Annotated in this window: 1 protein-coding gene; it reads right to left on the reverse strand. The window is 65.5% G+C overall.

Annotated elements, in window-relative coordinates; translation table 11 throughout:
• Positions 1-4,459: YadA-like family protein (locus L810_RS47505; protein WP_179945683.1), on the reverse strand; the 4,459-nt coding region annotated here is incomplete at both ends.

Raw genomic sequence — 4,459 nt, forward strand, 5'->3', positions numbered from 1 at the left:
CGTTGATCGACGCCTTCAGGTTCTCCGTGATGCGCGCCTGCATGTTGACCGCCATCGCCTTCTGGCCGAGGAAGGTCGACGTACCCACGCCCATCCCGAAGTTGGCATCGCGATCGAGCTGCGGGATCGATGCCATCGCGCCGACGGCCGCGATACCCTGCTTCGCCATCTGGTCGGTCTGCTGCAGTTGCGAACCCAGCGAGTTGATCTGCGCCTGCTGGCCCGACAGTGCCGTCGACAGCGTCGTCTGCACCTGCGTCAGCTGGTTCACGTTCACCGCGTCGGTGCCTTGCGTACCCGGCGCGACGTTCGTGATCTGGCGCTGCTGCGTGTCGCTGCCGACCGACACCACGTTCGAGCGGCCGCCGTCGTTCGAATTCGCGCCGATCGCCACCGAGTTCGAGCCGGCGGTGACGGTCGGGACGTCGGTGCCCTTGCCGTTCATGTCGGCCGCGATGCCGTTGTTGTTGGCGGCGCGCGTCGTGTTGTTGTTGATCGTCGTCGACAGCTGGTTCAACGTGTTGTTGATGTTGTTCACGCCGGTCGACAGCGAGGCCACGTTGCTGTTCGTCGTGCTCAGGCCGGTGGACAGCGAACCGATGCCCGTCGAGGTCGACGTCGACAGCGAGTTGACGTTGCTGTTCGTCGTGCTCAGGCCGGTCGACAGCGAGTTGATCGCGGTCGAGGTCGACGTGGACAGCGAGGCCACGTTGCTGTTCGTCGTGCTCAGGCCCGTCGACAGCGAGTTGATGCCGGTCGACAGCGAGGCGACGTTCGATGCGGTGGACGTCGACAGCGCGTTGACCGCGTTGTTCGTCGCGTTGAGCTGGCTGCCGTTGATCGCGTCCGTGCTGCTGGCCGAGATCCGGCCCGCGGCGACGTTCGTGATCTGGCGTTCCGCACCCGGTGCGCCGACGCTCACCACGCCGACCGGCGAGCTGCCCGCGAAGAAGTACGTGACACCGCCGATCGTGGCGCTGGAGGTGCCGACGGCCGGGGCCGTGACCGAGTTGGCGCCGAGTGCGATCGAGTTGGCGACGTTCGCGGTGGCGTTCGAACCCAGGGCGAGCGCGTCGGCGGCGCTGGCCGTGGCGCTCGAGCCGTAGGCCTGTGCACCGACGGCGCTGGCCGTCGACTGGTTGCCCAGCGCGATCGTGTTGTCCGCGGTGGCCTGGTTCGAGCTGCCGAGGGCGAGCGCGCTGGCACCGGTTGCGGTGTTCGCGTTGCCGAGCGCCACTGCGCCGTTGCCGGTCGCCGTGTCGTTCGCGCCCAGTGCGACCGCGCCGGTACCCGTCGCGATGCTCGGGTCGCCGATCGCGACCGCGCCGTCGCCGGTGGCCGTGTTGCCGGAGCCGATCGACACGGCCTTGCCGCCCGTGGCCGATGCGTTCTGGCCGATCGCGACCGCGCCTGCCGACTGCGCGTTCGAACCGTCGCCGACCGCCACGCTGCTCGCGCCTGCCGCGCTGGCGTTCACGCCGGCGGCGAGGGCGTTGGTGCCGGTGGCGCCCGTGTTGTCGTAGTTGGCCTGCTGCGTGCCGTTGTCGTTGACGCTGTAGTAGTGCGTCTTCGCGGCGTTGATCGCGGTCGAGGTCGAAGTCGACAGCGAGGCCACGTTGCTGTTCGTGCTGCTCAGGCCGGTGGACAGGGAGCCGATGCCGGTCGACGTCGACGTGGACAGCGACAGGATCGTGCTGTCCGTGCTGCTCAGGCCCGTGGACAACGAGCTGATGCCGGTCGAGGTCGACGTGGACAGCGACGTGATCGAGCTGGTGGCCGAGGACAGGCCGGTCGACGTGGAAGTCGACAGCGAGCTGATCGAGCTGTTGGCCGACGAGAGGCCGGTCGAGGTCGAGGTCGACAGTGACGTGATCGAGCTGTTCGTGCTGCTCAGGCCGGTGGACAGGGAGCCGATCGAGCTGGTGGCCGACGAGAGGCCCGTCGAGGTCGAAGTCGACAGCGAGGTGATCGAGCTGTTGGCCGACGAGAGGCCCGTCGAGGTCGAAGTCGACAGCGAGGTGATCGAGCTGTTGGCCGACGAGAGGCCGGTCGAGGTCGAGGTCGACAACGAGGTGATCGAGCTGTTGGCCGAGGACAGACCGGTCGAGGTCGAGGTCGACAACGAATCGATCGAGCTGTTAGCCGAGGACAGGCCGGTCGACGTCGACGTGGACAGCGAGGTGATCGAGCTATTGGCCGACGACAGACCGGTCGACGTGGAGGTCGACAGCGAGGTGATCGAGCTGTTGGCCGAGGACAGACCGGTCGAGGTCGAGGTCGACAGCGAATCGATCGAGCTGTTAGCCGACGACAGGCCGGTCGACGTCGAAGTCGAGAGCGACGTGATCGAGCTGTTAGCCGACGACAAACCGGTCGACGTCGAAGTCGACAGCGAGGTGACCGAGCTGTTGGTCGACGAGAGACCGGTCGACAGCGAGCCGATCGAGCTGGTGGCCGACGACAAGCCAGTCGAGGTCGAAGTCGACAGGGACGTGATCGAGCTGTTAGCCGACGACAAACCGGTCGAGGTCGAAGTCGACAGCGAGGTGATCGAGCTGTTGGCCGACGAGAGACCGGTCGAGGTCGAGGTCGACAACGAATCGATCGAGCTGTTGGCCGACGAGAGGCCGGTCGACGTCGAGGTCGACAGCGACGTGATCGAGCTGTTGGCCGACGACAGGCCCGTCGAGGTTGAAGTCGACAGCGAATCGATCGAGCTGTTCGCCGAGGACAGACCCGTCGAGGTTGAAGTCGAGAGCGACGTGATCGAGCTGTTGGCCGACGAGAGACCCGTCGAGGTCGAGGTCGACAGCGAAGTGATCGAGCTGTTCGCCGACGAGAGGCCGGTCGACGTCGAGGTCGACAGGGACGTGATCGAGCTGTTGGCCGACGAGAGACCCGTCGAGGTCGAAGTCGACAGCGAATCGATCGAGCTGTTAGCCGAGGACAGACCCGTTGAGGTTGAAGTCGACAGCGAAGTGATCGAGCTGTTAGCCGACGAGAGGCCGGTCGAGGTCGAAGTCGACAACGAGTCGATCGAGCTATTCGCGGACGACAAGCCCGTCGAGGTCGAGGTCGACAGGGACGTGATCGAGCTGTTAGCCGACGACAGACCCGTCGAGGTCGAAGTCGACAGGGACGTGATCGAGCTGTTAGCCGAGGACAGGCCCGTCGAGGTCGACGTCGACAGCGAATCGATCGAGCTGTTAGCCGACGACAGACCCGTAGAGGTCGAGGTCGACAGCGAAGTGATCGAGCTGTTGGCCGACGAGAGGCCGGTCGAGGTCGAGGTCGACAGGGAGGTGATCGAGCTGTTCGCCGAGGACAGACCGGTCGACGTCGAGGTCGACAACGAATCGATCGAGCTGTTGGCCGACGACAGACCCGTCGAGGTCGAGGTCGACAGGGAGGTGATCGAGCTATTGGCCGACGAGAGGCCGGTCGAGGTCGAAGTCGACAGCGAGGTGATCGAGCTGTTGGCCGACGAGAGGCCCGTCGAGGTCGAAGTCGACAACGAATCGATCGAGCTATTGGCCGACGACAGGCCCGTCGAGGTGGAAGTCGACAGGGAATCGATCGAGCTGTTAGCCGACGACAGACCCGTCGAGGTCGAGGTCGACAGCGAGGTGATCGAACTGTTGGCCGACGACAGGCCGGTCGAGGTCGAAGTCGACAGCGACGTGATCGAGCTGTTAGCCGACGACAGACCCGTCGAGGTCGAAGTCGACAGCGACGAAATGGCACTGGTCGCGGTACCGACCTGTTGGGCGACGGAATACAGCTGGCTACCGTTGATCGCGTCGGTACTGGTCGACGTTACCTGGCCGGCGGCGACATTGGTGATTTGCCGCTCGTTGTTGGCGCTGCCGACGCTAACGGTGCCAACCGGCGTGGTGCCTGCGAATCCGCCGAACGTGACGCCGCCGACGGTTGCGCTGCTCGTGCCGACGGGCGCGGCGTCGGCCTTCGAGCCGGCGCCCAGCGCGACGGAATTGTTCGTGCTGGCGATGGCGCCGCTGCCGATGGCGACGGCGTCGGTGCCCGTCGCGGTGCTGTCGGCGCCGGTCGAGTTCGCGTGGAAGTACTTGATGCCCTGGCTGTTGATGCTGTCGATTGCCGAGCCGACGCTGTTGGCGGTCGACGTCGTGCCGTTCGAGTTGTACGTGGTGTACGACGGAGCCGAGACCTTGCCGGTTGTCGGGTCATACGTCGAGCCACCGCCAAGTGCCGAGGCCGTGCTGCTACCGAGGTTGTCTGTCTTCGTCGAGACCGTGCTCAAGCCGGTGGACAGCGAACCGATCGAGCTGGTGGCAGACGAAAGGCCGGTCGACGTGGAGGTCGACAGCGAGATGACCGAGCTATTGGTCGACGAGAGGCCGGTCGACAGCGAGCCGATCGAGCTGTTGGCCGACGACAGGCCAGTCGACGTGGAGGATGACAGCGAAGTGACCGAGCTGTT

Origin of the sequence: Burkholderia sp. AU4i (assembly GCF_000466765.1) — a bacterium.
Classification (GTDB): Bacteria; Pseudomonadota; Gammaproteobacteria; order Burkholderiales; family Burkholderiaceae; genus Burkholderia; species Burkholderia cepacia.